Origin of the sequence: Clostridium sp. MCC345, assembly GCF_018785345.1 — a bacterium.
In the GTDB taxonomy this organism is placed as follows: domain Bacteria; phylum Bacillota; class Clostridia; order Lachnospirales; family Anaerotignaceae; genus Anaerotignum_A; species Anaerotignum_A faecicola.
Genome location: NZ_WQPP01000046.1, coordinates 1 through 826, shown reverse-complemented (window position 1 = coordinate 826; position 826 = coordinate 1). Strand labels below are relative to the sequence as shown.

General features: G+C 53.3%; 1 pseudogene. It reads right to left on the bottom strand.

Annotated features, from left to right (window positions below):
* Positions 1-230: 230 nt before the first annotated feature.
* Positions 231-826 (bottom strand): annotated as a pseudogene (locus GPK49_RS13205) (relaxase/mobilization nuclease domain-containing protein); the annotation flags it as partial.

Here is an 826-nt window from a genome sequence, read left to right as displayed (position 1 = left end):
GGAAAAAAGACCATTCCAGCCGCCGTTTCTTGCTCATTCTTGGCATGGGTGCGCTCCTTTCTGCCGTTTCCGCTGGTGTGACGGTATCGGCGGTAATTCTGTATCATCTCGGTATCATTTTCGGGGTTTTTCTGCCCTGTAAGTCCCTTAAAAAATCCTTTGGTATTGCGGGTAAGGTACGGGGCAGCCCCCTTGTTCTGTATGGGTTCGGGTACATTTTGGGGTGGTTTTTATCGCTCCTGTTCCTGCCTTTTCACAGGCTTGCGCTCCCGGCGTAAAATCTGGTCGATATTGCACTTGACGGTCTGTAAGCGGCGGTATTCCTCCCGTTTTGCCCGGTAATCGTTGTAGCCGCTGTTTTTCTCTTTGATAAGGCTTTCAATCTCTGCTTGCAGGGCTTTATAGCTTGGCAGCTTGGAAATACCGTTCTCTTTGAAATAACGGGCGGCTGCGTCTGCTATGATAAAGTCGCTTTCGTGCTTCTGTCGGTAGGCTGCTTTTGCTTTGGCGTTTTTCTGCTGTTTCAGCCCGTCCCGGACAGGGCGGGTCTTGGAATAGGCAAGTACCTGCCGTTGCAGCTCCTTTTTCCCGTTCAGCGTCTTTTCCACCTGCTTCAGCTCTGTAAGGCTTTCCTGCATGGCGGCATAGGCGGCAGAACAGGCTTCGTCCAGTTCCTCCGGGGAAGAAAAGCCGTACTGCTGGTAGGCGGTAACAGTAGCCGCCATCTGCTTTAGATTGTGCTTTGCCGCCCAGCGGTCATAGCCCACGCCCTTGCCCTCGGCTCGCTTGGCTTCCCGGTCAACCATGCGCTGCAAGGTGTTGTCTG